At 72.3% G+C, this 25,592-nt stretch carries 27 protein-coding genes; 17 read left to right on the top strand and 10 right to left on the bottom strand.

Annotated elements, in window-relative coordinates; translation table 11 throughout:
- The coding region (locus NQU55_RS06255) for a biotin/lipoyl-containing protein (RefSeq protein WP_168094822.1) at nt 1–234 on the top strand (234 nt) is incomplete at its 5' end.
- A gap of 111 nt (nt 235–345) precedes the next feature.
- A complete protein-coding gene (locus NQU55_RS06250; RefSeq protein ID WP_240976740.1) occupies nt 346–948 on the top strand; it encodes a TetR/AcrR family transcriptional regulator in 603 nt (200 codons plus the stop codon).
- 165 nt (nt 949–1,113) lie between these two features.
- Here NQU55_RS06250 and NQU55_RS06245 read toward each other — a convergent pair whose 3' ends face one another.
- Both NQU55_RS06245 and NQU55_RS06240 read right to left on the bottom strand, forming a co-directional pair.
- Nucleotides 1,114–2,190 carry a DeoR/GlpR family DNA-binding transcription regulator gene (locus tag NQU55_RS06245; RefSeq protein ID WP_168094823.1) on the bottom strand — a complete coding sequence of 359 codons (1,077 nt, stop codon included), beginning with the start codon at nt 2,188–2,190 and terminating at the stop codon, nt 1,114–1,116.
- Nucleotides 2,191–2,311: 121 nt separating this feature from the next.
- On the bottom strand, nt 2,312–3,760 hold the full coding sequence (locus tag NQU55_RS06240) for an NAD(P)H-quinone dehydrogenase (protein ID WP_058045958.1): 1,449 nt from the start codon (nt 3,758–3,760) through the stop codon (nt 2,312–2,314).
- A gap of 165 nt (nt 3,761–3,925) precedes the next feature.
- On the opposite strand from NQU55_RS06240, the gene NQU55_RS06235 reads away from it, so the two are divergent.
- From NQU55_RS06235 to NQU55_RS06225, 3 genes are all read left to right on the top strand, one after another.
- Entirely contained in the window at nt 3,926–4,363 is a 438-nt protein-coding gene (locus NQU55_RS06235; RefSeq protein ID WP_030369994.1) for a gamma-glutamylcyclotransferase family protein, read from the top strand.
- A gap of 115 nt (nt 4,364–4,478) precedes the next feature.
- Entirely contained in the window at nt 4,479–5,300 is an 822-nt protein-coding gene (locus tag NQU55_RS06230; protein ID WP_168094824.1) for a purine-nucleoside phosphorylase, read from the top strand.
- Nucleotides 5,301–5,674: 374 nt separating this feature from the next.
- A complete protein-coding gene (locus NQU55_RS06225; protein WP_168094825.1) occupies nt 5,675–7,354 on the top strand; it encodes a phospho-sugar mutase in 1,680 nt (559 codons plus the stop codon).
- A gap of 70 nt (nt 7,355–7,424) precedes the next feature.
- On the opposite strand, the gene NQU55_RS06220 is transcribed toward NQU55_RS06225, so the two are convergent.
- Nucleotides 7,425–7,988 (bottom strand): PH domain-containing protein, encoded by a 564-nt coding sequence (locus tag NQU55_RS06220; RefSeq protein ID WP_168094826.1) that lies wholly within the window; start codon nt 7,986–7,988, stop codon nt 7,425–7,427.
- Nucleotides 7,989–8,124: 136 nt separating this feature from the next.
- On the opposite strand from NQU55_RS06220, the gene deoC reads away from it, so the two are divergent.
- The 3 genes from deoC to NQU55_RS06205 are packed head-to-tail and all read left to right on the top strand — an operon-like array spanning nt 8,125 to nt 11,421.
- Nucleotides 8,125–9,108 carry a deoxyribose-phosphate aldolase gene (deoC, locus tag NQU55_RS06215; RefSeq protein ID WP_256789978.1) on the top strand — a complete coding sequence of 328 codons (984 nt, stop codon included), beginning with the start codon at nt 8,125–8,127 and terminating at the stop codon, nt 9,106–9,108.
- Between the two features lie 5 nt (nt 9,109–9,113).
- On the top strand, nt 9,114–10,544 hold the full coding sequence (locus NQU55_RS06210) for an aldehyde dehydrogenase family protein (protein ID WP_168091962.1): 1,431 nt from the start codon (nt 9,114–9,116) through the stop codon (nt 10,542–10,544).
- The gene (locus NQU55_RS06205; protein ID WP_168091961.1) at nt 10,537–11,421 is read left to right on the top strand and encodes an aldehyde dehydrogenase family protein; all 885 of its coding nucleotides are present in this window, start codon (nt 10,537–10,539) and stop codon (nt 11,419–11,421) included. Before NQU55_RS06210 ends, NQU55_RS06205 begins: the two co-directional genes overlap by 8 nt.
- Before the next feature lie 73 nt (nt 11,422–11,494).
- Here NQU55_RS06205 and NQU55_RS06200 read toward each other — a convergent pair whose 3' ends face one another.
- Complete coding sequence (locus tag NQU55_RS06200; protein ID WP_168091960.1) at nt 11,495–11,977, bottom strand: hypothetical protein; 483 nt, start codon at nt 11,975–11,977, stop codon at nt 11,495–11,497.
- A 47-nt stretch (nt 11,978–12,024) separates the two neighbouring features.
- Between NQU55_RS06200 and NQU55_RS06195 the strand changes: the two genes are divergently transcribed.
- Entirely contained in the window at nt 12,025–12,729 is a 705-nt protein-coding gene (locus NQU55_RS06195) for an ATP-binding protein (RefSeq protein ID WP_168091959.1), read from the top strand.
- A 183-nt stretch (nt 12,730–12,912) separates the two neighbouring features.
- Here NQU55_RS06195 and NQU55_RS06190 read toward each other — a convergent pair whose 3' ends face one another.
- Nucleotides 12,913–13,665, bottom strand: a complete 753-nt coding sequence (locus NQU55_RS06190) for a SigE family RNA polymerase sigma factor (RefSeq protein WP_168091958.1) — start codon at nt 13,663–13,665, stop codon at nt 12,913–12,915.
- Between the two features lie 193 nt (nt 13,666–13,858).
- Between NQU55_RS06190 and afsQ1 the strand changes: the two genes are divergently transcribed.
- From afsQ1 to NQU55_RS06165, 5 genes are all read left to right on the top strand, one after another.
- Nucleotides 13,859–14,536, top strand: a complete 678-nt coding sequence (afsQ1, locus tag NQU55_RS06185; RefSeq protein WP_256789960.1) for a two-component system response regulator AfsQ1 — start codon at nt 13,859–13,861, stop codon at nt 14,534–14,536.
- Between the two features lie 38 nt (nt 14,537–14,574).
- Nucleotides 14,575–16,080, top strand: coding sequence for an ATP-binding protein (locus tag NQU55_RS06180; protein WP_240976220.1), 1,506 nt, complete (start codon nt 14,575–14,577; stop codon nt 16,078–16,080).
- A complete protein-coding gene (locus NQU55_RS06175) occupies nt 16,077–16,658 on the top strand; it encodes a hypothetical protein (protein ID WP_168091956.1) in 582 nt (193 codons plus the stop codon). The genes NQU55_RS06180 and NQU55_RS06175 overlap by 4 nt, the downstream gene beginning before the upstream one ends.
- Nucleotides 16,659–16,778: 120 nt before the next feature.
- Nucleotides 16,779–17,333: a VanZ family protein gene (locus NQU55_RS06170; protein WP_168091955.1), complete on the top strand. Its 555-nt coding sequence runs from the start codon at nt 16,779–16,781 to the stop codon at nt 17,331–17,333.
- Nucleotides 17,334–17,450: 117 nt separating this feature from the next.
- Nucleotides 17,451–17,672, top strand: coding sequence for a PspC domain-containing protein (locus NQU55_RS06165; protein WP_168091954.1), 222 nt, complete (start codon nt 17,451–17,453; stop codon nt 17,670–17,672).
- A gap of 155 nt (nt 17,673–17,827) precedes the next feature.
- Here the strand turns inward: NQU55_RS06165 and NQU55_RS06160 are convergent, their stop codons facing one another.
- Nucleotides 17,828–18,235, bottom strand: coding sequence for an ATP-binding protein (locus NQU55_RS06160; protein WP_168091943.1), 408 nt, complete (start codon nt 18,233–18,235; stop codon nt 17,828–17,830).
- Between the two features lie 186 nt (nt 18,236–18,421).
- Complete coding sequence (locus NQU55_RS06155; protein WP_168091953.1) at nt 18,422–19,537, bottom strand: adenosine deaminase; 1,116 nt, start codon at nt 19,535–19,537, stop codon at nt 18,422–18,424.
- A gap of 103 nt (nt 19,538–19,640) precedes the next feature.
- Here NQU55_RS06155 and NQU55_RS06150 point away from each other — a divergent pair, with 103 nt between their 5' ends.
- Complete coding sequence (locus tag NQU55_RS06150) at nt 19,641–20,447, top strand: alpha/beta hydrolase family protein (protein ID WP_240976219.1); 807 nt, start codon at nt 19,641–19,643, stop codon at nt 20,445–20,447.
- 6 nt (nt 20,448–20,453) lie between these two features.
- Here the strand turns inward: NQU55_RS06150 and NQU55_RS06145 are convergent, their stop codons facing one another.
- Entirely contained in the window at nt 20,454–21,458 is a 1,005-nt protein-coding gene (locus NQU55_RS06145) for a LysR family transcriptional regulator (protein ID WP_206329114.1), read from the bottom strand.
- A 44-nt stretch (nt 21,459–21,502) separates the two neighbouring features.
- Here NQU55_RS06145 and NQU55_RS06140 point away from each other — a divergent pair, with 44 nt between their 5' ends.
- The gene (locus tag NQU55_RS06140) at nt 21,503–22,804 is read left to right on the top strand and encodes an MFS transporter (RefSeq protein WP_168091951.1); all 1,302 of its coding nucleotides are present in this window, start codon (nt 21,503–21,505) and stop codon (nt 22,802–22,804) included.
- Between the two features lie 73 nt (nt 22,805–22,877).
- On the opposite strand, the gene NQU55_RS06135 is transcribed toward NQU55_RS06140, so the two are convergent.
- A complete protein-coding gene (locus NQU55_RS06135; RefSeq protein WP_168091950.1) occupies nt 22,878–23,468 on the bottom strand; it encodes a Uma2 family endonuclease in 591 nt (196 codons plus the stop codon).
- A gap of 171 nt (nt 23,469–23,639) precedes the next feature.
- Between NQU55_RS06135 and NQU55_RS06130 the strand changes: the two genes are divergently transcribed.
- On the top strand, nt 23,640–24,173 hold the full coding sequence (locus tag NQU55_RS06130; protein WP_168091949.1) for a GNAT family N-acetyltransferase: 534 nt from the start codon (nt 23,640–23,642) through the stop codon (nt 24,171–24,173).
- Between the two features lie 72 nt (nt 24,174–24,245).
- Here the strand turns inward: NQU55_RS06130 and NQU55_RS06125 are convergent, their stop codons facing one another.
- Complete coding sequence (locus NQU55_RS06125; RefSeq protein WP_168091948.1) at nt 24,246–25,529, bottom strand: thymidine phosphorylase; 1,284 nt, start codon at nt 25,527–25,529, stop codon at nt 24,246–24,248.
- Between the last annotated feature and the right edge of the window lie 63 nt (nt 25,530–25,592).

The raw sequence follows: 25,592 nt of genomic DNA, 5'->3' as shown, positions 1-25,592 counted from the left end.
GCCGGCTCGGCCGCGTCCGGTGACGCGCTGACCTCGCCGATGCAGGGCACGATCGTCAAGGTCGCCGTCGAGGAGGGTCAGGAGGTCGCCGAGGGCGAACTCATCGTCGTCCTCGAGGCGATGAAGATGGAGCAGCCCCTGAACGCGCACCGCGCGGGCACCGTCAAGGGCATCACCGCCGAGGTCGGCGCCTCCGTCTCCTCCGGCGCCGTCATCTGCGAAATCAAGGACTGACGCAACAGCCGTTGTCCGACTGTGGGCCCCCGCCGAGCGCTCGGCGGGGGCCCACAGGCTTGTCGGTGGCATCCTTGGCAGACGGGGAGAGAGAGGGAGGACTCGGCAGCCATGGCCACGGAGAGCACACAAGCGTCACCGCGCCCCATGCGGGCGGACGCCCGGCGCAACTACGAGCGGCTGCTCACGGAGGCCCGGACCGCGTTCACCGAGCACGGCACGGAAGCCTCCCTGGAGGACATCGCCCGCCGGGCCGGGGTCGGCATCGGCACGCTCTACCGCCACTTCCCCAACCGCACGGCGCTGATGAGCGCCGTCTTCCAGGGCGAGGTCGACGGGCTCCTCGCCCGCTCCCGCGAACTCCTGGCCTCCCCCGAGCCCTGCCGGGCCCTGGTGGACTGGCTACGGGCCTGCGTGGCGCACGCCAGCACGTACCGGGGGCTCTCACGGGCCCTGCTGGCGGCCCAGGCGGACGAGGCGTCCGCGATGTCGCGCTGCAGCCTTCCCCTGCGGGAGGCGGGGAGCGTGCTGCTCGCGCGGGCGCAGACGGCCGGGGCGGTCCGCGCCGGCGTCGACATCGTCGACATCATGCAGCTGACGAACGCGATCTCGCTGGCCGCGGAACAGTCCCCGGACGACCCCCGACTCCCGGACCGCCTTTTGTCGCTGACGCTCCAGGGCCTGGCCACGGCCCCGTGCCCGGAGGGGCCCTGACCCTTTACGTCCGTCTCGGCACCGCCGGACCGCACCGCCGTGGTGCCTCACCGCCACGGCGGAAGCAGGCGGACAGCCCCGGCTGAACGACTCCGCCGCAACGGCGCCTCGCCCCCACGGCGCGGACCGGCGGTGCCGTCGTGGCAGTGCCCCGCGCGGAAGCGCTCACCGCCTCCGCGGCGCCAGGTCCGCCACCCTCGCCGTCCCCGTCGGAGGCTCAGCGCCGAGCGAACCCGCGCTGCGGAGCTGCGGGGACGAGGCGCCGCCCCCGGAAGGGCCCGGTGGGCCCGGTGGCAGGTGGTGGCCCCCGTGCGTGCGGCGCTGCCCCGGCAAGGGCGGGACGTCGCGGCGGCGCTGCTGCGGCGGCACCTGCTCGCCGCCGCCCGACACCGCTCCCGTCGGTCCGGACCCCGGCCCCTGGCCCGACCCCGCGCCGGGCCCGGCGACCGAGATGTGGACGCCCTGGTCGGCGAGGGCCTGCAGCTCCGTCGCCGCGCGGTCGTCGTGGGACGGCGGCTCGTCCGTCACGAGCCGCGTGATCACATCCGTGGGCACGGTCTGGAACATCGTGTCCGTACCGAGCTTCGTGTGGTCCGCGAGCACGACCACCTCCGCCGCCGCCTGCACCAGCGCCCGGTCGACGCTGGCGGAGAGCATGTTGGACGTGGAGAGGCCACGCTCGGCGGTCAGCCCGCTTCCGGACAGGAACGCCCGTGTCACGCGCAGCCCGTGCAGGGACTGCTCCGCACCGCTGCCCACCAGGGCGTAGTTGGATCCTCTGAGCGTGCCGCCCGTCATGACGACCTCGACCCGGTTGGCGTGGGCGAGGGCCTGGGCGACGAGCAGGGAGTTGGTGACGACGGTCAGTCCCGGTACGCGCGCGAGCCGGCGGGCCAGCTCCTGCGTGGTCGTACCGGCGCCGACGACGACGGCTTCGCCTTCCTCGACGAAGCTCGCCGCGAGATCGGCGATGGCCGTCTTCTCGGCGGTCGCTAGATGGGATTTCTGCGGGAAGCCGGACTCTCTGGTGAAGCCTCCCGGCAGCACCGCACCGCCGTGCCGGCGGTCGAGCAGTCCTTCTGCCTCCAGTGCGCGCACGTCCCGCCGTACGGTCACTTCGGAGGTCTGGACGACGCGGGCGAGCTCACGGAGCGAAACCGCCCCGTTGGCCCGCACCATTTCGAGGATCAATTGACGACGTTCTGCAGCGAACACGAAACCGACAGTAACGCCAACGACCATCCGTTTTCAGCAGGTTGCAGCAATTAACGGAAGTTGTCCGCTGCGGAACGCTCAAAGTGGTATAGGAGGCCCGGGCTCAAGGCCAAAGCCTCCCCGACCACTCAGCGCAACAATCCAACCCCTAGGCCTCGCGCTGCGTCTTGCGCGAGTGGAGCTGCCGGGCGACCTCCGCGAGCGAACCGGACAGCGACGGGTAGACGGTGAACGCGTTGGCGATCTGCTCGACCGTCAGGCTGTTGTCGACGGCGAGGGAGATCGGGTGGATGAGCTCGCTCGCCCGCGGGGCCACCACGACGCCGCCCACGACGATGCCCGTGCCGGGCCGGCAGAACAGCTTCACGAAGCCGTCCCGGATGCCCTGCATCTTCGCCCGCGGGTTGCGCAGCAGCGGCAGCTTGACCATGCGGGCGTCGATCTTGCCGCTGTCGACGTCGGCCTGCGTGTAGCCGACGGTCGCGATCTCGGGGTCCGTGAAGACGTTCGCCGAGACCGACTTCAGGTTGAGCGGCGCGACCGCGTCGCCCAGGAAGTGGTACATGGCGATGCGTCCCTGCATCGCCGCGACCGAAGCGAGCGCGAGCACGCCCGTGCAGTCACCGGCGGCGTAGACGCCCGGCGCGCTGGTGCGCGAGACCCGGTCGGTGTGGATGTGCCCGGACTCCTTGAGCCGGACCCCGGCCTCCTCCAGCCCTATCCCGGCCGTGTTCGGAATCGAGCCGACGGCCATCAGGCAGTGCGTGCCGGTGATGACGCGGCCGTCCGCGAGGGTGACCTCGACCCGGTCGCCGACGCGCTTCGCGGACTGCGCGCGCGAGCGCGCCATGACGTTCATGCCGCGGCGCCGGAAGACGTCCTCCAGGACGGCGGCCGCGTCCGGGTCCTCACCGGGCAGCACGCGGTCCCGCGACGACACCAGCGTCACCTTGGACCCCAGCGCCTGGTACGCGCCGGCGAACTCGGCACCGGTCACACCCGAGCCCACCACGATGAGCTCCTCGGGGAGCTCGTCCAGGTCGTACACCTGGGTCCAGTTCAGGATGCGCTCGCCGTCCGGCTGCGCGTCGGGGATCTCGCGCGGGTGCGCGCCCGTGGCGACCAGCACCGCATCCGCGACGAGCGTCTCCTCGGTCCCGTCCGCGGCCGTCACGATCACGCGGCGCGAGCCGTCCGGGGCCTGGTTCGGCTCCAGCCGGCCCCGGCCGCGCAGCACGCGTGCACCCGCCCGGGTGACGGACGCCGTGATGTCGTGCGACTGCGCGAGCGCCAGCCGCTTCACACGGCGGTTGACCTTGCCCAGGTCCACGCCGACGACCCGGGCCGCCTGCTCGATGTGCGGCGTGTCGTCGGCGACGATGATCCCGAGCTCCTCGTACGAGGAGTCGAAGGTCGTCATCACCTCGGCCGTCGCAATGAGCGTCTTCGAGGGGACACAGTCGGTGAGCACCGACGCCCCGCCCAGACCGTCGCAATCGACGACGGTCACCTCCGCACCGAGCTGCGCGGCGACGAGCGCCGCCTCATAGCCGCCGGGTCCGCCACCGATGATCACGATCCGAGTCACGTACTCCATTGTCCCGCACCCGTCGAAGGGACTTCTCCCGGGGCCTCCCCAGCGGATCCGTACCCGCATGCATACGGCAATCCGTGCGAGAACCGGCAGGAGGTTCCGGACGAACCTCCCTTCGAGACTGCCATCCCAAATGCCGTCGCGCCTCACTCCCGTACCCTCGAAACCATGTCGCTCTACGCCGCGTACGCCGGCAACCTCGACGCGCGGCTGATGTCCCGCCGCGCACCCCACTCGCCGCTGCGCGGCACGGGCTGGCTCGCCGACTGGCGGCTGACCTTCGGCGGCGAGCAGCTGGGCTGGGAGGGCGCGCTCGCGACCGTGGTCGAGGCACCCCGCTCCCAGGTCTTCGTCGCCCTCTACGACATCGCCCCGATGGACGAGGACTCGATGGACCGTTGGGAGGGTGTCGGCCTCGACATCTACCGGCGGATGCGCGTCCGCGTGCACACTCTGGACGGTGAGGAGCCCGCGTGGATCTACGTCCTGAACGGTTACGAGGGCGGCCTGCCCTCCGCCCGCTACCTCGGCGAGATCGCCGACGCGGCGGAGTCCGCGGGCGCGCCCCACGACTACGTGATGGAGCTCCGCAAGCGTCCCTGCTGACGCGGCGCGCCGGGGAGTGACGATTGCATCTCGTCACAACCCACAAAGCAACAATCGGAACACCGTGAGCAGTGACATCTACGCGCGTAGGCGATAAGCGGCTACCCTCGTCCGCGTGAACGCATCAGTTACTCCCGACATCCAGGCCGACCCGTACGCCGCGGCGGACGCCGCCGCCGCCCGTCTGCGCGAGCTGACCGGCGCCGAGACCCACGACGTCGCCCTGGTCATGGGCAGCGGCTGGCTCCCCGCGACCGAGGCGCTCGGCGCTCCCGAGGCCGAGTTCCCGGTCACCGAGCTCCCCGGCTTCACCGCCGCCGCCGTGGCCGGCCACGCCGGCACGGTCCGCTCGTACAAGATCAACGACAAGCGCGCCCTGGTCTTCCTCGGCCGCACGCACTACTACGAGGGCCGCGGCGTCGCCGCCGTCGTCCACGGCGTGCGCACCTCCGTGGCCGCCGGCTGCAAGACCGTCGTCCTCACCAACGGCTGCGGCGGCCTCCGCGAGGGCATGCGCCCCGGCCAGCCCGTGCTGATCAGCGACCACATCAACATGACGGCGACCTCGCCGATCGTCGGCGCCAACTTCGTCGACCTCACCGACCTGTACTCGCGCCGCCTGCGCGCGCTGTGCAAGGAGGTGGACGAGACCCTCGAGGAGGGCGTCTACGTCCAGCTCCCCGGCCCGCACTACGAGACGCCGGCCGAGATCCGCATGGTCCGCACCCTCGGCGGCGACCTCGTCGGCATGTCCACCACGCTCGAGGCCATCGCGGCCCGCGAGGCCGGTGCCGAGGTCCTCGGCATCTCCCTCGTGACGAACCTCGCCGCGGGCATGACGGGCGAGCCCCTCAACCACGAAGAGGTCCTCCAGGCCGGCCGCGACTCCGCGTCCCGCATGGGCCAGCTCCTGGCCCGGGTCCTCCCGAAGCTCTGACCCAGCCGGTACGGCGCCGTTCCCCACACCCGGGTGCGGCGCCGTTGGCGTTCCCCGCGCGCCTGCGGCGCGCGACACGCCCGCCCACCCGTTGAGGTGGGACCGTGCCCGTACGGCGGGTCTGCGGGCCGAGCCCCCGGCTCAGGCACCACGGACCCGCAGCGGGCCACCGGCCGTAGGGGGCGGGGCGGGGTGGGCCGGGCCTGGCAAGGGGCGTAAAGCGTGATTTGTGGGCCCTGCTTCCGGGCACCCAAAGCTCGGGCCGGAGGGCCCGTAAATCATGCAGCCCCGGAAGGCCCGGTCCACCCCGACCCGACCCCGGCCCACCACCCACAGACCCCTACCCACCCAGCCACCCCTCCGGAGGAGACACCGTGGAGCGAGAGCGAGACGCCCTCATCGCCCAGGCCAAGTCCTGGCTCGCCGAGGACCCCGACCCCGACACCCGCGAAGAGCTCGCCCGGCTCATCGACGCCGGGGACACCGCCGAGATCGCCGCCCGCTTCGCCGGCACCCTCCAGTTCGGCACCGCCGGCCTCCGCGGTGAGCTCGGCGCCGGCCCCATGCGCATGAACCGCTCCGTCGTCATCCGCGCCGCCGCCGGCCTGGCCGCGTACCTCAAGAAGCAGGGCCACACCGGCGGCACGGTCGTCATCGGCTACGACGCCCGCTACAAGAGCGCGGACTTCGCCCTCGACACGGCGGCCGTCATGGTGGGCGCCGGCCTGAAGGCCGCGCTCCTCCCCAAGCCCCTGCCCACGCCCGTCCTCGCCTTCGCGATCCGCCACCTCGGCGCCGTCGCCGGCATCGAGGTCACGGCCAGCCACAACCCGCCGCGCGACAACGGCTACAAGGTCTACCTGGGCGACGGCTCCCAGATCGTGCCGCCTGCCGACGCCGAGATCGCCGCGGAGATCGCCGCCGTCCGGACCCTGGACGACGTCCCGCGCCCGTCCGCCGGCTGGGAGACCGTGCGCTACGAGAACATCGTGGGCGCCTACCTGGAGCGCACGGACGCCGTCCTGACCGGCGGCTCCGCCCGCGACGTGCGCGTCGTCTACACGCCCATGCACGGCGTGGGCCGCGACGTGCTGACGGCCGCCTTCGAGCGCGCGGGCTTCCCCGCCCCGACGGTCGTGGCCGCCCAGGCCGAGCCGGACCCGGACTTCCCGACCGTGGTGTTCCCGAACCCGGAGGAGCCGGGCGCCATGGACCTGGCGTTCGCCACCGCCCGCGAGGCCCAGCCGGACATCATCATCGCCAACGACCCGGACGCGGACCGCTGCGCCGTGGCCGTGCCCGACGCGGACAGCGTCGAGGGCTGGCGCATGCTGCGCGGCGACGAGGTCGGCGCGCTGCTCGCCACGCACCTGGTGCACAAGAGCGCCCGCGGCACGTTCACCACGACGATCGTCTCGTCCTCCCTCCTCTCCCGCATCGCCGCCGCGAGCACCGGCACGCCCTACACGGAGACGCTGACGGGCTTCAAGTGGCTGGCCCGTGTCGACGGCCTGCGCTACGCCTACGAGGAGGCGCTCGGCTACTGCGTGGACCCCGAGGGCGTCCGCGACAAGGACGGCATCACGGCGGCCCTGCTGGTCGCCGAGCTGGCCGCGGAGCTCAAGGAGTCCGGCCGGACGCTGACCGACCTCCTGGACGACCTGGCGGTCGAGCACGGCCTGCACGCCACGGACCAGCTGTCGGTGCGCGTCCAGGACCTGTCGCTGATCGCGGACGCGATGCGCCGCCTGCGCGAGCAGCCGCCGACGGTGCTCGCGGGCCTGCACGTGACGTCCGCCGAGGACCTGGCGAAGGGCACGGAGTCCCTGCCCCCGACGGACGGCCTGCGCTACCACCTGGCCGGTGACGAGTCGGGGGCCGTCTCGGCCGCCCGGGTGATCGTCCGGCCGAGCGGTACGGAGCCGAAGATCAAGTGCTACCTGGAGGTCGTGATCCCGGTCGCCGACGCGGCCGCCCTCGCGGGCGCCCGCGCCAAGGCGACGGCGGTCCTGGCCGAGATCAAGGCCGACCTGTCGAAGGCCGCGGGCATCTGAGCCCGTGACATGCGAGAAGGGCCCGGGGCGGACGCCCCGGGCCCTTCTCGCATGTCCGTAAGAACAACCGTCAGCCGACCACCAGCAACACCACGAACAACACCAGCCCCACCCCCGCGGGCGCCAGCACCTCGTACGCCCACCGCACGACGACGTCCCCCTGCGCGTCCTCCCGCGAAGCGTTCCGCTCGGCGAGCTCCTGCAGCTCCGCGACGGTCTGGTCGGCCGGAGCCGCCTCCGCTGCCCCGCCCCGGGCCGCCCGCTTCCGCTTCCTCAGCGACACGGGCACCGCCCACAGCTGGTAGGTGGAGCCCCCGGCCAGCACCTCACTGGAGTAACCGGCGCGCACCGCGTCCACCGCGCCCCACGGCAGCGTGATCGTCCGGAAGGGGTTGCGCACCAGCAGCCGCGAGGCCCCGGCGAAGACGGCCGGCCGCAGCGTGAAGGCGATGATCAGCGGCACGACGCACAGCAGCCCGGCCAGCGCGAGCCAGGGCGTGCTGCCCTCTCCGCGGACGGCGGCGTCGCCGCCCAGCCAGCCGGCGAGGGCGAGCATCAGCACGCCACCGGCGATGCCGGCGGGCGAGCGGTAGCGCCTGTCGGCGTATTCCTGTTCGGGGCTAGGGCTCGTCATGGGCAGATTGTGCCTGACGCCTCCCGCGGGGCCGCCCGAGACCGAGCCGGAACCAAGCCGGAACCAAGCCGAAAACCACCCCGCACCAGCGGGGGTGTACACGCGCTACGCGCGTAGATATGCTCATCTGGTGACCATGCCCACCACAGTTTCCGCACACGGCAACGACGCCGCGGGGCGGCTGAAGGAGCTGGCGGACGCCACCGCCTCCGACAGTGCGCTGCGCCGCTTCCTGCACGGACTCCCGGGGGTCGACGCGGTCGGGCTGGAGGCCCGCGCCGCCTCCCTCGGCACCCGCTCGATCAAGACCTCGGCGAAGGCGTACGCCATCGACCTGGCGATCTCGATGATCGACCTCACGACGCTCGAGGGTGCCGACACCCCGGGCAAGGTCCGGGCCCTGGCCGCCAAGGCCGTCCACCCCGACCCCACCGACCGCACGACGCCGCGCACCGCCGCCGTCTGCGTCTACCCCGACATGGTGGCGACGGCCAAGGCCGTCCTCGCCGGCACGGACGTGAAGGTCGCCTCCGTCGCCACCGCGTTCCCGGCGGGCCGCGCCGCGCTGCCGGTCAAGCTCGCGGACACCCGCGACGCGATCGCGGCCGGTGCCGACGAGATCGACATGGTCATCGACCGTGGCGCCTTCCTCGCCGGCCGCTACATGGACGTCCTGGAGGAGATCCGCGCCGTCAAGGCCGAGTGCGGCGACAAGGCCCGCCTGAAGGTGATCTTCGAGACGGGCGAGCTGTCGACGTACGACAACATCCGCCGCGCGTCCTGGATCGGCATGCTCGCGGGCGCCGACTTCATCAAGACCTCGACCGGCAAGGTCGCGGTCAACGCCACCCCGGCGAACACCCTGCTGATGCTGGAGGCCGTACGGGACTTCCGCGCGCTGACCGGCGTCCAGGTCGGCGTGAAGCCGGCCGGCGGCATCCGCACCACCAAGGACGCGATCAAGTTCCTGGTCCTGGTCAACGAGACCGTGGGCGAGGAGTGGCTGGACAACACCTGGTTCCGCTTCGGCGCCTCCAGCCTCCTCAACGACCTGCTGATGCAGCGGCAGAAGCTGAGCACCGGGCGTTACTCCGGTCCCGACTACGTGACGGTGGACTGACCGACATGGCATTTGAATACGCTCCCGCACCCGAGTCGCGCGCGGTCGTCGACATCGCCCCGTCCTACGGCCTGTTCATCGACGGCGAGTTCACCGAGGCGTCCGGCGGCAAGGCCTTCAAGACGATCAGCCCCTCCACCGAGGAGGTGCTCTCCGAGGTCGCCCAGGGCTCCGCGGAGGACGTGGACCGCGCGGTGAAGGCCGCCCGCAAGGCCTTCGAGAAGTGGTCGGCGCTGCCCGGCGCCGAGCGCGCCAAGTACCTGTTCCGCATCGCCCGGATCATCCAGGAGCGCAGCCGCGAGCTGGCCGTCCTGGAGACCCTGGACAACGGCAAGCCGATCAAGGAGACCCGCGACGCGGACCTCCCGCTGGTCGCCGCCCACTTCTTCTACTACGCCGGCTGGGCCGACAAGCTCGACCACGCAGGCTACGGCGCGAACCCCCGCCCGCTGGGCGTCGCGGGCCAGGTCATCCCGTGGAACTTCCCGCTGCTGATGCTGGCGTGGAAGATCGCCCCGGCGCTCGCCACGGGCAACACGGTCGTCCTCAAGCCGGCCGAGACCACCCCGCTGTCGGCGCTGTTCTTCGCGGACATCTGCCGCCAGGCGGGCCTGCCCAAGGGCGTCGTCAACATCGTCACCGGTGACGGCACCACGGGCGCCGCGCTCGTCGCGCACGAGGGCGTCAACAAGGTCGCGTTCACCGGCTCCACGGCGGTCGGCAAGGCCATCGCCCGCACGGTCGCGGGCACGGACAAGAAGCTCACGCTGGAGCTGGGCGGCAAGGGCGCCAACATCGTCTTCGACGACGCGCCCATCGACCAGGCCGTCGAGGGCATCGTCACCGGCATCTTCTTCAACCAGGGCCAGGTCTGCTGCGCGGGCTCGCGCCTGCTGGTCCAGGAGTCGATCCAGGACGAGCTGCTGGACGCCCTCAAGCGCCGTCTGTCCACGCTGCGCCTCGGCGACCCGCTGGACAAGAACACCGACATCGGCGCGATCAACTCCGCCGAGCAGCTGGCCCGGATCACCGAGCTGGCCGACAGCGGCGAGGCCGAGGGCGCCGAGCGCTGGGCCCCGTCGTGCGAGCTGCCGGAGAACGGCTTCTGGTTCCGCCCGACGCTGTTCACGGGCGTCACCCAGGCCCACCGGATCGCCCGCGAGGAGATCTTCGGCCCGGTCCTGTCGGTGCTGTCGTTCCGCACCCCGGGCGAGGCGGTCGCCAAGGCGAACAACTCGCAGTACGGCCTCTCCGCCGGCATCTGGACGGAGAAGGGCTCGCGCATGCTGGCCGTCGCGAGCAAGCTGCGCGCGGGTGTCATCTGGGCCAACACGTTCAACAAGTTCGACCCGACGTCGCCGTTCGGCGGCTTCAAGGAGTCGGGATTCGGCCGCGAGGGCGGCCGCCACGGCCTGGAGGCGTACCTCGATGTCTGAGCGCTTGACTGTCTTCAAGACCTACAAGCTGTTCGTCGGGGGCAAGTTCCCCCGGTCCGAGAGCGGGCGGGTGTACGAGGTGACCGACTCCAAGGGCAACTGGCTGGCCAACGCCCCGCTGTCCTCGCGCAAGGACGCCCGTGACGCGGTCGTCGCGGCCCGCAAGGCCGTCGGCGGCTGGTCCGGCGCGACCGCGTACAACCGCGGCCAGGTCCTCTACCGCGTCGCCGAGATGCTGGAGGGCCGCCGCGACCAGTTCGTCGCGGAGGTCGCCGACGCCGAGGGCCTGTCCAAGGCGAAGGCCGCGGCCCAGGTGGACGCCGCGATCGACCGCTGGGTCTGGTACGCGGGCTGGACCGACAAGATCGGCCAGATCACCGGTGGGACGAACCCGGTCGCGGGCCCGTTCTTCAACGTCTCCTCCACCGAGCCGACCGGCGTCGTCGCCGTGCTCGCGCCGCAGGAGTCGTCGTTCCTGGGCCTGGTGTCGGTGATCGCCCCGGCGATCGCCACGGGCAACACGGTGGTCGTGGTGGCCTCGGAGAAGGCCCCGCTGCCCGCCCTGTCGCTCGGCGAGGTGCTGGCCACCTCCGACGTCCCGGGCGGCGTCGTGAACGTCCTGTCGGGCCGTACGGCCGAGATCGCGCCGTCGCTGGCCGCGCACCAGGACGTCAACGCGATCGACCTCGCGGGGGCGGACGCCGGCCTCGCCAAGGAGCTGGAGATCGCCGCGGCGGACAACCTCAAGCGCGTGCTGCGTCCACAGGCTGTGGACTGGGCCGCGGCCCCGGGCACGGACCGCATGACGGCCTTCCTGGAGACGCGGACGGTCTGGCACCCGACGGGTTCGCTCGGCGCGGGCGGCTCGTCGTACTGAGCCGTGGCGGCCTGACGACGCACGGAGGCCGGGGCGGGTCGTGCGACCCGCCCCGGCCTCCGTGCGTCCGGGCTCAGTGCGCCTTGGGGGCCGCCGCGGGCCGTCCGGTCGGCAGCAGCGACGTCAGGTTCCCCGCGACCGGCAGGTCGGTCAGGCTGCCGCCGTTGGAGATCGGCTGCGTGGCCGGCTTGGTGGTGACCGGCTTCATGTTCCCCACCTTGGTGCCCACCGTGTTGTCGAACGGGTCGACGGGCGTGCCCGCGAAGGGGTTGGTGCGCAGGGTCTTGGCCGTGTCGAAGACGGCCTCCGCCCCCGCCCCCAGGCCCTTGTTGGCCCCCTCGATCGCGGCGGGGATGTTGGTCTCGCCGAACTGGGCGCGGGCCATGCCGGTGCTCGTGCCGCCGTCCATGCCGGTGTCGGCGCTCGCGGAGGCCGCGCCGCCCGCCGCGAAGGCCGCACCCGCCGAGACGGTCAGCCCTACGCGCAGGAGCATCCGGCGCCGCAGCGCCCTCGACTCCTTGCTGGCGGAGCGTGCGTGTCGAGCGTGCGAAGCCATGGCCACCTGCCGGGGTCGTGAAGGGCGGACGAACGACAACGCACAGTATGCGAGCGGTGACGCTGCGCGCACCATGCAACCCATGGGGATCCCCCATCCGGCCCAATGCCTCACACTGGTGTCCCGTGACTCCCCACTTGACCCCCGCGCGCGTCATCCTGCTGACCGGCCCCTCCGGCTCCGGCAAGTCGTCCCTCGCGGCCCGCACCGGGCTGCCCGTCCTCAACCTGGACGACTTCTACAAGGAGGGCACGGACCCGACGCTGCCGCTGCTCGCCGACGGCTCGGGCACCGACTGGGACTCCCCGCTGTCGTGGGACGCGGACGCCGCCGTCGCCGCGATCGACGGCCTGTGCCGGACGTCGCGGGCGGACGTGCCGCTCTACGACATCTCCAGCAGTTCGATCACCGGGGCGAGCGTTCTGGACATCGGGCGCACCCCGCTGTTCATAGCCGAGGGCATCTTCGCGGCCGACATCATCGACCGCTGCCGCGACCTGGGCGTGCTGGCGGACGCCCTGTGCCTGCGCGGCCGCCCCTCCACCACCTTCCGCCGCCGCCTGGTGCGCGACCTGCGCGAGGCCCGCAAGCCGGTGCCGTACCTGGTCCGCCGCGGCCTGCGGCTGATGCGCGCCGAGCGCGGGATCGTGGCCCGTCAGACGGCGCTGGGCGCGTACGCGTGCGGCGGGGAGACGGCGATGGGCCGGATCGCGGCGGCGGCAGCGGGCCACCGCGAGACCATCAAGATCTAGCGGCGCACAGTCGCACTGCGGGGCGCGCGGCGGGCCCCGGACGCGCAGAAGCGGGTCGGGACAGGCCCCCCGGCTGTCCGACCCGCTTCCGCTCCCCCACGGCCCTGTCCGCGCTCCCCCGAGCGCCCCCCGTTCAGGGCCCCTTGTGTCCGTGCTGTGCCGCGTCCTCGCTCCGCCCCGCCCTCAAGCGACGAGCTCGCCGAAGGACTCCAGCTGGTCCCGGCCGGAGCCGATGACCTCGTCGTCGCGCAGGCGGCGCAGCGAGCGCCAGATGCTGCTCTTGACCGTGCCCACGCTGATGTCCAGGATCTCCGCGATCTCCGGGTCCGTGCGGCCCTCGTAGTAGCGCAGGACGAGCATCGTGCGCTGCAGCTCGGGCAGCCGGGCGAGGGCCTGCCAGAGGACGGCGCGCAGCTCGGTGCCGCGCATCGCGTCGCCCTCGCCGGGCATCTCCGGCAGTTCCTCGGTCGGATACTCGTTGAGCTTGCGCCGGCGCCAGGCGCTGATGTGCAGGTTCGTCATGGTGCGGCGCAGGTAGCCGCCGACGGCCGCCTTGTCGGTGATCCGGTCCCAGGCCCGGTAGGTGGAGAACAGCGCGCTCTGCAGCAGGTCCTCCGCCTCGTGCCGGTCGCCGGTCAGGTGGTACGCGGTCGCGTACAGGGAGGCCCGGCGCTCCTGGACGTAGGCGGTGAACTCCGCCTCGGCCCGGGACGCCCCCTTGCTCTCCCCCGATGCCCCCGGAGCCGCCCCCGCGGCTCCCTTGGGCTCCCCGTACGTGACCGCGTCGATCGCCACCATGTAGGGCGGCCGCACACGTCCGGTGCCGCGGGCGCACCCCCGCCCGCCCACGGCACCGGACTTCTCCGGGCCCCGTCCGGCGTCGTGCAGGCGCGTGCGAATGACTGCGCTGGTAGTGGTGCTGTGCAGTGTGTTCATCTCGCGCCCCCCGTCGGTGGAGCCAGCCTCGGTCCGATTTCCGTACCGGGCTCCGCTGCCCGATGACCAAAAGCCTGCCGGGCCAGTTTCATCGCGTTGTCCGCCGACTGTCACAGCCCTGCAACAGGCGGCGGGGACGGGCGCGGAGGGCGGCGGTCGAACCACCTGCCCGTCGTAGGCCAGAATGACCACCGTGCCTTCCCTGTTGCTGATCGAGGACGACGACGCCATCCGCACCGCTCTCGAGTTCTCCCTGTCCCGTCAGGGCCACCGTGTGGTGACCGCGGCGACGGGCGAGGACGGCCTGAAACTGCTGCGCGAGCAGCGGCCGGATCTGATCGTGCTGGACGTGATGCTGCCCGGTATCGACGGTTTCGAGGTGTGCCGGCGGATCCGCCGCACCGACCAGCTGCCGATCATCCTGCTCACCGCGCGCAGCGACGACATCGACGTCGTCGTGGGTCTGGAGTCCGGTGCCGACGACTACGTGGTCAAGCCCGTGCAGGGCCGGGTGCTCGACGCCCGGATCCGTGCGGTGCTGCGCCGCGGCGAGCGCGAGACCAACGACTCGGCCGCGTTCGGCTCGCTGATGATCGACCGCTCCGCGATGACGGTCACCAAGAACGGCGAGGAGCTCCAGCTCACGCCGACCGAGCTGCGGCTGCTGCTGGAGCTCAGCCGCCGGCCCGGCCAGGCCCTCTCCCGGCAGCAACTGCTGCGGCTGGTCTGGGAACACGACTACCTCGGCGACTCCCGGCTGGTCGACGCCTGTGTGCAGCGGCTGCGGGCCAAGGTCGAGGACGTGCCCTCGTCCCCGACCCTGATCCGCACCGTGCGCGGCGTCGGCTACCGCCTGGACGCTCCGCAGTGACCGGACGCGTACGACGCTGGACGGCCGCCCGTAACGTGATGAAGCTGAGTCTGCGCCGGATAAGCCTGCGGCTGCGGCTGATGCTCGTCTTCGCGCTGGTCGCCCTGGCCGCAGCCGTCTCCGCGTCCGCCATCGCCTACTGGCTCAACCGCGACGCGGTGCTCACCCGCACCCAGGACGCGGCCCTCGACGACTTCCGCAAGTCCCTGCAGGACAACACCGGCACGCTGCCGCTCGGGCCGACCTGCCAGGAGCTGCAGGCGGCGGCCGAGCGGATGGCGGCCACCTCGCAGAAGTACGAAGTGCTGCTGATCGACACCGGCGAGGGCGGCCGGGCCTGCGCCGCGCCCTCCGACCGCGACCTGTTCTCGCTCAAGGTCGTGCCGAAGTCGCTGCAGGCGGCCGTCAACCGCGAGCGGCGCGTCGACGACTCCAACCGCTACGCGTACCACCTGTACTGGCAGCGGATCACGCTGGACGGCAAGCCGTACCTGGTGGGCGGCGCGAAGGTGATCGGCGGCGGCCCGACGGGCTACCTGCTGAAGTCCCTGGAGAACGAGCGCGCCGACCTCAACTCGCTGGCCTGGTCGCTGGGCATCGCCACGGCGCTGGCGCTGATCGGCTCCGCGCTGCTGGCGCAGGCCGCCGCCTCGACCGTGCTGCGGCCCGTGCAGCGGCTCGGCGACGCGGCCCGCCGGCTCGGCGAGGGCAAGCTGGACACCCGGCTGCACGTGTCGGGCACGGACGAGCTGGCCGACCTGTCGCGCACCTTCAACAAGACCGCGGAGTCCCTGGAGAAGCGCGTCGAGGAGCTCAGCGCCCGGGAGGCGGCGAGCCGCCGCTTCGTCGCGGACATGTCGCACGAGCTGCGGACCCCGCTCACGGCCATCACGGCCGTGACCGAGGTGCTGGAGGACGAGGCGGACAACCTCGATCCGATGATCGCCCCGGCGGTGCAGCTCGTGGTGAGCGAGACCCGCAGGCTGAACGACCTGGTGGAGAATCTGATGGAGGTCACCCGCTTCGACGCGGGCACGGCCCGGCTCGTGCTGGACGACGTGGACGTCGCCGACCAGGTCACCGCCTGCATCGACGCCCGCGCCTGGCTGGACGCCGTCGAGCTGGACGCCGAGCGCGGCATCGTGGCCCGGCTCGACCCGCGCCGCCTGGACGTCATCCTGGCCAACCTCATCGGCAACGCCCTCAAGCACGGCGGCTCCCCGGTGCGCGTCTCGGTCCGCACCGAGGACGACGCGCTGCGCATCGACGTGCGCGACCACGGCCCCGGCATCCCCGAGGAAGTGCTGCCGCACGTCTTCGACCGCTTCTACAAGGCGAGCGCCTCCCGTCCGCGGTCGGAGGGCAGCGGCCTCGGCCTGTCCATCGCCCTGGAGAACGCCCACATCCACGGCGGCGAGATCACCGCGGCCAACTCCCCCGAGGGCGGCGCGGTCTTCACCCTGACCCTGCCGCGGGACGTCTCGGGCCTGGAGGACCAGCCGGCCGGCGACCGGGACGGCGGCAACGGGAAGGGCGGCCGGTGAGAAGAACCCTGCGCACCGCAGCCCTGGCCCTGGCCCTGCTGGGCTCGGCCACGGCGTGCGGCATCCGCGGCACCGCCGTGCCGGTGGACGCGGGCGGCGCGCCCTCCCGCGCGTCGTGCGTCGTGCGGCCCGAGCACGCCATCCCCTCGGGCGCCGCGACCGTGACCGTCCAGCTGGAGTGCACCTCGCAGCTGGTGCCGGTCACGCGCGCCGTCGCCGAGACCTCCGAGGACAGCGTGGCCGTCGCCCGGGTCCTGCTGCAGGAGCTGCGCAAGGCGCCCGCGAACGAGGAGGCCGAGGCGGGGATGTCCACGTCCGTGCCGCAGCGGCTGACGGTCTCCGGGCAGCGCCCCGGCGACCCGGCGGGCACGCTGCGGCTGAGCCGGGAGCCGGGCGAGCTGCCGCAGGCCGGCCTGGCCCAGCTCGTGTGCACGTACGCCGGGACGGCCGCGGCCGACGGCAAGCGGTCGGTGATCCTGGGCGGGCCGGCCGACGAGCCCCCCAAGAGCTTCGCCTGCACCGACGAGCTCAGGGTGCACCCGGACAGCGCGAACATCACGGGCACCCCCGTCTCCTAGGGCCGCGGCGGGCCCGCGGGCTCCGCATGTCACCGGTGACGCTCCGTGTCCGCGCTCCGTCGCCACTCCCCGTCGCCGTCGGCCGGAACCGTGCGACCGGCGCACCGCGTCATGTGGGGCGTGCAGGGTCATGGTTACGGCGGTACGCCCGCCCTCCGATACCGCTACCGCGTCGCCGGCTGCGTGTTGCTCGTCGCCCATCTGCTGGCGGTCGTCTGGCTCGCCCTGCGGCCGCTGACGGTGCCCTGGGTGTCCGCCTCGCACCTGGAGCCGCTGGCCACGATCCGTGCCGACCTCGCCCTCGGGCCGTGGGAGGCCGCACGGGCCATAGGGGCGGGGGTGCTGCCGCTGGCCCCGCTGGGCGTGCTGCTGCCCTGGGCCAGGGGCCGGGTGGCCGCGTCGTCGCTGGGCTCGCTGACCCGCACCGTCTTCACCGCCGCGATGGTCTCGCTGACGCTGCAGGTGGTGCAGAGCGGCGTCGTGGGCCAGGTGCTGGACGTGGACGCGCTCCTGCTGAACGTGACGGGGGTGGCGGCCGTGCACCTGGCCGTCGTCCCGGCGGTCAGGGCCCGTCTCCGTCGCAGGGGTGAGAGCCCCCGCCCGGAACCCATACGCCGGGAGGAGACCCCTCAGGGTGTCACCCCGACGATCCCCAGGGTCGGGATCGCCCCTTAGGCCGACGTTCCGGCCGGGCCCGCGGACATAACGTGGAGTCATCGGGAAGCCGACGGGAGAGACGGGAAAAACGTTCCCGCGCCGTATCGGTCCCCCGTCAGACGAGGAGTCGCCGCCATGTCCGCCAAGCTGGTCCGTCCCCGCAACCACAGGATGATCGCCGGGGTGTGCGCCGGTCTGGCCGAGCGCTTCGGAATGTCCCGCACGACGATGCGGGTGATCTTCCTGCTCTCGTGCCTGCTGCCCGGCCCGCAGTTCCTGCTCTACATCGCCCTGTGGATCCTGCTGCCCTCGGAGAACTCGCACCGGGGCCACGGCGGGGCGGCGCATTCCTGGTAAAGGATCGCGGCAGGGGCCCTGGTAAGGGATCCCGGTAAGGGTTCCTGCCAAAAGCCTTCTGTACGCAAAACGGCGGGCCGTCTCCCGGACATCACGTCCGGGAGACGGCCCGCCGTCGTACGGCTCGTACGGGCGGGCGGGACGGCCCGCGAGGATCAGCCGCCGATGCCCGACACCGGCAGGCTGCCGAGCGGCAGCCCGGACAGGGGCGCCAGCAGGCCGCCGTTGCCCTTGTTGTCGGCCGGGGCGGCCTTGGTCGCGCTCTTCGGCGCGAGCTCCTGCGTCGGGAGCTGCGGCGCCACGGCCTTGTCCACGGCCTGGGCCGGGGCCTGCAGCATGCCGCTCTGGATCGCGCGGTCCGCCGCGGAGACGACCGGCCCGCCCGCGGGGGCGACCTGGGCGACCTGCTGGATGGGCAGTCCCGCCGTCGTGGTGCGGGCGGTGGTCGTGAGCGATTCGACGGCACCGGCGCTGCCGGCCGCCTGCGCGCTCCCCGCCGCGGCGGCGGCGAAGGCGACTCCGAGGGCGGCGGCACCGAGAGTCCTGAAGGTTCCGAGCTTCATCTGAATTCTGTCCTCGCGACGGGGGATTCTTGAGCGGCACTGAAACCTAGCCACGACTTCCCGGCCGCCGCAATCAGTGACACGGCCGGGACCCGAAAGTCCCGGCCGTCGCACGGTATTCCCCGCAAATTCACCGTCCGTTGCGGCCGGTGAAGACTTCGCTGGTCAGAAAGGGCCCGCTCGGGCCTACTGGAAGAGCCACTCCGACTTGATCTCGGCGTAACCCGGCTTGATCACGTCGTTGATCATGGCCAGACGTTCGTCGAATGGGATGAATGCGGACTTCATCGCGTTGACGGTGAACCACTGCATGTCGTCCAGCGTGTAGCCGAAGGCCTTCACCAGGTGCTCGAATTCGCGGCTCATGCTGGTGCCGCTCATCAGGCGATTATCGGTGTTGATGGTCGCCCGGAAATGCAGTTTACGGAGCAGTCCGACCGGGTGCTCTTCGTACGAGGTGGCCGCACCGGTCTGCAGATTCGAGGTGGGGCACATCTCCAGCGGAATGCGCTTGTCCCGGACGTAGGAGGCGAGGCGGCCCAGCTCGGCCTTCCCGTCCTCACCGATCTCGATGTCGTCGATGATGCGGACGCCGTGCCCGAGCCGGTCCGCGCCGCACCACTGGAGCGCCTGCCAGATCGACGGCAGGCCGAACGCCTCGCCCGCGTGGATGGTGAAGTGGTTGTTCTCGCGCTTGAGGTACTCGAACGCGTCCAGGTGACGGGTGGGAGGGAAGCCCGCCTCGGCGCCCGCGATGTCGAAGCCGACGACGCCGGAGTCGCGGTAGCGGTTCGCGAGTTCGGCGATCTCCAGGGCGCGGGCGGCGTGCCGCATGGCGGTCAGCAGCGCGCCCACGCGGATGCGGTGGCCGTTGGCCTTCGCGCGGCGCTCGCCCTCGCGGAAGCCCTCGTTGACGGCCTCCACGACCTCTTCGAGGGTGAGGCCGGCCTCCAGGTGCTGCTCCGGCGCGTAGCGCACCTCGGCGTAGACGACGCCGTCCTCGGCCAGGTCCTCGGCGCACTCCGCGGCGACCCGGACGAGGGCGTCACGGGTCTGCATCACGGCGCAGGTGTGCGCGAAGGTCTCCAGGTAGCGCTCCAGCGAGCCGGAGTCGGCCGCCTCGCGGAACCAGACGCCAAGCTTGTCCGCGTCGGTCTCCGGCAGACCGGTGTAGCCCGTCTCGCGGGCCAGGTCCACGATCGTGCCCGGGCGCAGGCCGCCGTCCAGGTGGTCGTGCAGCAGGACCTTGGGGGCGCGGCGGATCTGTTCGGGGTTCGGTTGGGAGTTGGTCTCGGTCGTCATTTCGGCACTCTAGCCCCTACGCGCGTAGATATCGGCGAACGATACGGAACGGTGACCCGTCGGCGGGGTGGACACCACCGGTCCTTCTGTCATCGTTTCTGCCATGGCTCAGCAAGCGTTGCCTCAACGGGACCCGGAAGGAACGCACGGACGGCCGAACGCGCCGCGGGAGAGCGGGGATACGGCGCGGCTGGGAAAGCCGCTCGGCGCCGGACGCACGGTGCACGGGGTCGCCCTGCTGCTCCCCGGCGGCCGCCCCGAGGGCACCGGCAGGCCCTCCCCGCTGACGCTCGCGGCGCAGCGGCCCCTGGCCCGCCGGCTGACCCGGGCGTGCGCCGAGGAGGGTCTGGTCACGCACGTCGTCCACTACCGGCGGCGTGGATGGAACGGTTCGGCGGCCGACCCGGTGCGGGACGCCGGCTGGGCGGCGGACGAGGTGGTGCGGCGCTACGGCGACGTGCCCGTCTGCCTCGTCGGCACCGGCATGGGCGGCCGGGCCGCACTGCGGGCCGCGGGGCACCCGGCGGTGGCCGCGGTGCTGGCGGTCGCGCCGTGGCTGCCGGAGCCCGGGGAGCTGCCGGAGCCGGAGCCGGTGCGGCAGCTGTGCGGGCGGCGGGTGCTGATCGTCCACGGCACGAACGACGAGCTCACGGACCCCGACCTGTCCTTCCGGCTCGCCCAGCGGGCGAAGAAGGCCAACCGCGACGTGTGCCGCTTCGAGGTCCACTCGGACGGGCACGGGCTGCGGCAGCACCGGGCGGAAGTCCAGTCGCTCGTGGTCGACTTCGTCCGGGGCGCGCTCTTCGGCCACCACTTCGCCCGGCCGGTGGCGGACGCCCTGGCGGCTCCGCCGCCCCTCGGCCTGCGCATGCCGCTCGCCTCCGGGTTCGGGGCGAGCCTGGGGTACTGAGGGGCCTCAGCGGGGCAGCAGTTGGCCCCTGCGCGAGAGCAGGAAGCGTTTGAAGGCCGCCACCGGCGGTGTGTCGGGGTGGCCGTCCAGCCAGGCCACGCCGATCTCGCGGAAGGCGCGCGGCGCGGTGACCGTGAGCTCGGCGACGCCGGGCCGCGGGACGGCGGGCGGGGGCAGCAGGGCCACGCCCAGGCCCGCCGCGACGAGGCCGCGCAGTGTCTCGGCCTCCTCGCCCTCGAAGGCGATCTTCGGGGTGAACCCGGCCTCCGCGCACACCGCGTCGGTGATGCGCCGCAGCCCGTACCCGGGTTCGAGGGTGACGAAGAGCTCGGAGGCGGCCTCGGCGAGGCGGATGCGCTTGCGGGAGGCGAGGGGGTGGTCGTCGGGGACGACCAGGCGCAGCTTCTGCTCGTCCAGGCGGCGGGAGACCAGGTCCGGGGCGTCGGGCACGGGCGAGGTGAGGCACAGGTCGAGCTCGCCGTCGCGCAGGCGTTCCAGCATCGACTCGCCGTAGTTCTGCACGAGCTGGAACCGGACGCGCGGGTGGTCGGCGCGGAAGGCGCGGATGAGCTCGGGTACGGTCTCGGAGCCGAGGGTGTGCAGGAAGCCGAAGGCGACCTTGCCGGCGGCGGGGTCGGCGTCCGCCCGTACGGACTCCGCGGCGCGGTCGACCTCGGACAGGGCGCGCTCGACGGTGGCCAGGAAGGTGCGGCCGGCCGCGGTCAGGGAGACCGTGCGCCCGTGGCGGGCGAACAGGGCGACGCCCAGGTCATCTTCGAGGCGGGCGACCGAGCGGCTGAGCGTGGACTGCGGCATGCCGAGCTGCTGCGCGGCGCGCGTGACGTGCTCGTGGCGGGCGACGGCCACGAACTGAGCGAGCCGCGGAGTGAGCGTGACCGCCCAGGAATCGGCCTCGACATCGACTGTTACGGGGATGTCTTTTTCGTTGCCGCCCGGTGACAAGGACCGCCGCGACCTGTACTCATGCAACACAGGATCGATTATCGCCATTCTGTGCATTGGACGCATCAGCCCAGGGTGCCTACGGTTTTTCCATGCCTCCTGCCGATACCGGGGCATCCAGCGTCATCGTGCGCTCGGGTGCCTCTGCTCTGTCGTCCCTTCACTCCTCTCACTCCGATGACACCCGGCTGGATCCGGGCGGCCCCGGCTACCGCCGGATGAGCTTCGCCCTCTTCGCCGCGGGCGTCGCCACGTTCGCCCTCCTCTACTCCACGCAGGCGCTGCTGCCGGCCGTCTCCGCCGGCCTCGGGGTGACGGCCGATCAGGCCAGCTGGACGGTCTCCGCCGCGACGGGCGGCCTCGCCCTCGCGGTCGTCCCGCTCAGCGCGCTCTCCGAGCGCTTCGGCCGCCGCACGATGATGACCGCCTCGCTGTGCGTCGCCGCGTGCCTGGCCCTGCTGGTGCCGCTCGCGCCGAGCCTGGGCTGGCTGGTGGCGCTGCGTGCGGTGCAGGGCGCGGCGCTGGCCGGGGTGCCGGCGTCGGCGATGGCCTACCTCGCGGAGGAGGTCCGGCCGAAGGCGCTGATCGGCGCGATCGGACTGTTCGTGGCGGGCAACAGCATCGGCGGCATGACGGGCCGCATCCTCGCGGGCTGGGTGGCCCAGGCGTGGGGCTGGCGGGCCGGCCTGGCCGCGGTGGGCGCCCTCGCGGTGGTCTGCGCGCTGGTCTTCCGGGCGATGATCCCGCGGGCGCGCCACTTCCGGCCGGCGCCGCTGTCGCCGCGCAGCCTGGCCCGGACGGTGGGCGGTCACCTCTCCGACCCGCTGCTGCGCCGCCTGTACGTGATCGGCGCGCTCTTCATGACGGTCTTCGGCGCGGTCTACACGGTGATCGGCTACCGCCTGGCGGAGGCGCCGTTCTCCCTCCCCCCGGGCATCGTGGGCTCGGTCTTCGTGGTCTTCCTGGTCGGCACGGCGTCCTCGGCCGCGGCCGGGAAGCTGGTCGGCCGGCTGGGCCGCCGCGGGGCGCTCTACCTGGCGGTGAGCACGACGACGCTGGGCCTGCTGCTGTCGCTGACGTCGTCTCTGCTCGCGGTCCTGGCGGGTCTGGTCCTCATCACGGCGGGCTTCTTCGCGGGCCACGCGGTGGCGTCGTCCTCGGTCAGCCGCGCCGCGAAGACGGGCCGCGCCCAGGCGTCGGCGCTCTACCAGACGGCCTACTACCTGGGCTCGTCGGTCGGCGGCACGCTCGGCGCGATGGCCTTCGGCGCGGCGGGCTGGGACGGCACGGTGGTCCTGGGCCTGCTGGCGATGGTGGGCGCGGCGTCGATCACGCTGTACGCGACGCGGCAGGCGCTCGTGGAGCGGCGCCGGGGCGTGACGGCCCGCGCGTGACCGACTCGGGCCTCGAACCCGAAGGGGCCGTCCTCCATCACCTTTCCTGGTGGGGGACGGCCTTTCGCTGCGCTCAGCCGAAGGGGAACTCCTTCGTGTCGAGCGTCAGGTCGAACGGCTCCGGCAGGTGGATCTCCTCGCCGTACTTCACAGACCGCTGCACCTGATAGACGTCTCCCTTCGGCTGTTCGAAGAGCGTGACGGTCGGCCCTGACGATGCATAGCCGTCGATGAGCAGGTACAGCGGAACACCGGCCTGTGCGTACCTCGCCGTCTTATTGATCCGGTCATGGTTCGCGTTGGATAGCGACGTGATCTCCACGATCAGTTCCGCCGCCGGCAGCGGAGCCGCCTCCCCGCCTTCGAGACCGGTGAGAACAGCGTCCGGCATGACCACCAGGTCCGGAATGTAGATAGACCAGTGGGAGGGGTGGGCCACTCCCAAGGTCTGATAGACCTCCCAGTCCTCCGGCAGGACCGTGTACAGGCGGCGCTGGACCTTCGCGGCAATGCGGTTGTGCCTGGCGGCAGGCGGTGGTGTCACAGTGATGATCCCATCGATGATCTCCACCTTGCTGCCTTCGGGCCAGTCCGACTCCTCCCAGAATCGGACGAGCTCGTCCCAGTGCCGCCCCGGGGCAGGGTCGGCCGGGAGTGCACTCATGGCGGTCTCCTTTTGTCGGAACATCACCGACTCCAGCATGCCGAACGGGGCCTCCAGAGGTCCACCGATGCCGTTCACCCATACGGGTCGCCGACGGCCTCGGCCCTGCCCAGGCGTAGGGGGCGACCGCCGATTACCGCCGAGGCCCCGCCGTCGCGCAGGATGGACCGTATGACCGAGATCCACACCCCCCGTCTCCTCCTGCGCCGCTGGCACGAAGACGACGTCCCCTTCCTGGCGGACATCAACGCGGACCCCCGGGTCATGCGGTGGGTCGGCGACGGCTCGGTGATCGGCGCCGGCACCACCGCCGAGGACGTCGAGCGGTGGGAGGAGGAGTGGGACGACGAGGGCTTCGGGGTCTTCGCCGTCGAGCTGCTGGGCTCGGGCGAGCTCATCGGCTTCACGGGCCTGTCCTGGACGGAGTTCTCCCCGGAGGAGCTGCCCGACGTGGCGATCGGCTGGCGGCTCGGCGCCCAGTTCTGGGGGCAGGGGTACGCGTCCGAGGCCGCCCACGCCACGCTGGAGTTCGCGCTCCAGGACCGGGGCCTCGACCGGGTCGTCGCCGTCATCCGGACCGGCGACGAGGCGTCCGAGAACGTCGCCCGCAAGCTCGGCATGGCGCCGGAGCGCGAGACCACCCACCCCGTGCACGGCTTTCCGCTGACGGTGCACGCCATCGACCTCACCGAGTACCAAGCCTGAGCCGGGCAGGCCCCGGAAACGCGAAACGGGCCCGGCGGAAGACTCCGCCGGGCCCGTCCCTTCGCCAGGAAATCAGGCGATGCGGTCCAGCACGATCGGGTTCGCCGTGAAGTCCGTGCCCGCCGGGGCGATCTCCACGCCGCCGTCGAGCGCGGCCAGCGCGTAGTCGAACTTCTCCGGGGTGTCCGTGTGGAGGGTCATCAGAGGCTGGCCCTCGGTGACCTTCTCGCCCGGCTTGGCGTGCATCTCGATGCCCGCGCCGAACTGGACCGGGTCCTCCTTGCGGGCGCGGCCCGCGCCCAGGCGCCAGGCGGAGACGCCGACGGCGTAGGCGTCCAGCTTGGTGAGGACGCCGGAGGCGGTCGCCTTCACGACGTGCTGCTCGCGGGCCACCGGGAGCGCCGCGTCCGGGTCGCCGCCCTGGGCCTGGATCATGCGGCGCCAGTGGTCCATGGCGGTGCCGTCGCGCAGGGCCTTGGCCGGGTCGGCGTCCTTGATGCCGGCCGCGTCGAGCATCTCGCGGGCCAGGGCGATGGTCAGCTCGACGACGTCGGCCGGGCCGCCGCCGGCGAGGACCTCGACGGACTCGCGGACCTCGAGGGCGTTGCCCGCGGTGAGGCCGAGCGGGGTGGACATGTCGGTGAGCAGGGCGACGGTCTTGACGCCGTGGTCGGTGCCGAGGCCGACCATCGTGGAGGCCAGCTCGCGGGCGTCCTCGATGTTCTTCATGAAGGCGCCGGAGCCGACCTTCACGTCCAGGACGAGCGAGCCCGTACCCTCGGCGATCTTCTTGGACATGATGGAGGACGCGATCAGCGGGATCGCCTCGACCGTGCCGGTGACGTCGCGCAGGGCGTAGAGCTTCTTGTCGGCCGGGGCCAGGCCGTCGCCGGCGGCGCAGATGACGGAGCCGACGTTGCGCAGGACGTCCATCATCTCGTCGTTCGAGAGGAGGGCGCGCCAGCCGGGGATGGACTCCAGCTTGTCGAGCGTGCCGCCGGTGTGGCCGAGGCCGCGCCCGGACAGCTGCGGGACGGCCGCGCCGCAGGCCGCGACGAGGGGGGCCAGCGGCAGGGTGATCTTGTCGCCGACGCCGCCCGTGGAGTGCTTGTCCGAGGTCGGCATGGGGAGCGACGAGAAGTCCATGCGCTCGCCGGACTTGATCATCGCGGCGGTCCAGCGGGCGATCTCGGCCCGGTCCATGCCGTTGAGCAGGATGGCCATCGCGAGCGCGGACATCTGCTCGTCGGCGACCTCGCCGCGCGTGTACGCGTCGATGACCCAGTCGATCTGCTCGTCGGTCAGACGAGCGCGGTCGCGCTTGGCGCGGATCACGGAAATGGCGTCCATCAGCACATTTTCCTTAAGTTCGTAGTCCTCAGGTCTTTCCGGGGCCGGAAAGTGACCCGGAGGGGTTGC

It is taken from the genome of Streptomyces telluris, assembly GCF_024519335.1.
Taxonomy (GTDB): Bacteria; Actinomycetota; Actinomycetes; order Streptomycetales; family Streptomycetaceae; genus Streptomyces; species Streptomyces telluris.
This window is presented reverse-complemented; position numbering and strand designations above follow the sequence as displayed.

Excerpts from the sequence above, each read along its gene's own strand:
- NQU55_RS06135 (WP_168091950.1), bottom strand. The coding sequence starts at position 23,468 with ATGAGTGCACTCCCGGCCGACCCTGCCCCGGGGCGGCACTGGGACGAG.
- NQU55_RS06145 (WP_206329114.1), bottom strand. The coding sequence starts at position 21,458 with ATGGCGATAATCGATCCTGTGTTGCATGAGTACAGGTCGCGGCGGTCC.
- NQU55_RS06190 (WP_168091958.1), bottom strand. The coding sequence starts at position 13,665 with ATGAACACACTGCACAGCACCACTACCAGCGCAGTCATTCGCACGCGC.
- NQU55_RS06150 (WP_240976219.1), top strand. The coding sequence starts at position 19,641 with ATGGCTCAGCAAGCGTTGCCTCAACGGGACCCGGAAGGAACGCACGGA.
- NQU55_RS06180 (WP_240976220.1), top strand. The coding sequence starts at position 14,575 with ATGAAGCTGAGTCTGCGCCGGATAAGCCTGCGGCTGCGGCTGATGCTC.
- NQU55_RS06240 (WP_058045958.1), bottom strand. The coding sequence starts at position 3,760 with ATGGAGTACGTGACTCGGATCGTGATCATCGGTGGCGGACCCGGCGGC.
- NQU55_RS06205 (WP_168091961.1), top strand. The coding sequence starts at position 10,537 with ATGTCTGAGCGCTTGACTGTCTTCAAGACCTACAAGCTGTTCGTCGGG.
- NQU55_RS06195 (WP_168091959.1), top strand. The coding sequence starts at position 12,025 with ATGCGAGCGGTGACGCTGCGCGCACCATGCAACCCATGGGGATCCCCC.
- NQU55_RS06250 (WP_240976740.1), top strand. The coding sequence starts at position 346 with ATGGCCACGGAGAGCACACAAGCGTCACCGCGCCCCATGCGGGCGGAC.
- deoC (WP_256789978.1), top strand. The coding sequence starts at position 8,125 with ATGCCCACCACAGTTTCCGCACACGGCAACGACGCCGCGGGGCGGCTG.
- NQU55_RS06210 (WP_168091962.1), top strand. The coding sequence starts at position 9,114 with ATGGCATTTGAATACGCTCCCGCACCCGAGTCGCGCGCGGTCGTCGAC.
- NQU55_RS06155 (WP_168091953.1), bottom strand. The coding sequence starts at position 19,537 with ATGACGACCGAGACCAACTCCCAACCGAACCCCGAACAGATCCGCCGC.
- NQU55_RS06140 (WP_168091951.1), top strand. The coding sequence starts at position 21,503 with ATGCCTCCTGCCGATACCGGGGCATCCAGCGTCATCGTGCGCTCGGGT.
- NQU55_RS06235 (WP_030369994.1), top strand. The coding sequence starts at position 3,926 with ATGTCGCTCTACGCCGCGTACGCCGGCAACCTCGACGCGCGGCTGATG.
- NQU55_RS06130 (WP_168091949.1), top strand. The coding sequence starts at position 23,640 with ATGACCGAGATCCACACCCCCCGTCTCCTCCTGCGCCGCTGGCACGAA.
- NQU55_RS06220 (WP_168094826.1), bottom strand. The coding sequence starts at position 7,988 with ATGACGAGCCCTAGCCCCGAACAGGAATACGCCGACAGGCGCTACCGC.
- NQU55_RS06160 (WP_168091943.1), bottom strand. The coding sequence starts at position 18,235 with ATGAAGCTCGGAACCTTCAGGACTCTCGGTGCCGCCGCCCTCGGAGTC.
- NQU55_RS06165 (WP_168091954.1), top strand. The coding sequence starts at position 17,451 with ATGTCCGCCAAGCTGGTCCGTCCCCGCAACCACAGGATGATCGCCGGG.
- NQU55_RS06200 (WP_168091960.1), bottom strand. The coding sequence starts at position 11,977 with ATGGCTTCGCACGCTCGACACGCACGCTCCGCCAGCAAGGAGTCGAGG.
- NQU55_RS06245 (WP_168094823.1), bottom strand. The coding sequence starts at position 2,190 with ATGGTCGTTGGCGTTACTGTCGGTTTCGTGTTCGCTGCAGAACGTCGT.